Source organism: Bradyrhizobium sp. MI1.7 (genome assembly GCF_055811795.1).
Window position 1 is genome coordinate 1 of the sequence record NZ_JBVVPO010000260.1, and the last position, 420, is coordinate 420.

The 420-nt window shown below is 68.1% G+C and carries 1 pseudogene; it reads left to right on the forward strand.

The features are described from left to right. Positions 1-10 precede the first annotated feature (10 nt). Positions 11-420: pseudogene (locus AC0L3X_RS47440) on the forward strand (shikimate dehydrogenase); the annotation flags it as partial.

Here is a 420-nt window from a genome sequence, read left to right on the forward strand (position 1 = left end):
CGAGGGAAAGATGACCGCGCTCAGGACTCCCGCAGCCTGTTTGATCGGATGGCCGGCCGCGCATTCGCGCTCGCCGCTGATCCATCGTTACTGGCTGCGCACGCTCGGGATCGAGGGTGGTTACGTCATCGAGGCGGTCCCGCCCGAGGATCTGCGCGACTTCGTGCTGCGGCTGTCGCTGCGCGGCTTCGTCGGCGCCAACGTCACCATCCCGCACAAGGAAGACGTGCTGGCGCTGTCCACGCCCGATGCGCGTGCCAGGGCCGTCGGCGCTGCGAACACGCTGTGGTTTGCCGACGGCGAGCTGCGCTCGACCAATACCGATGTCGAAGGCTTCATCGGCAATCTCGATGCCGGAGCGGCCGGTTGGGACAGCGCGGAAGAGGCATTGGTGCTCGGGGCCGGCGGTTCCTCGCGCGC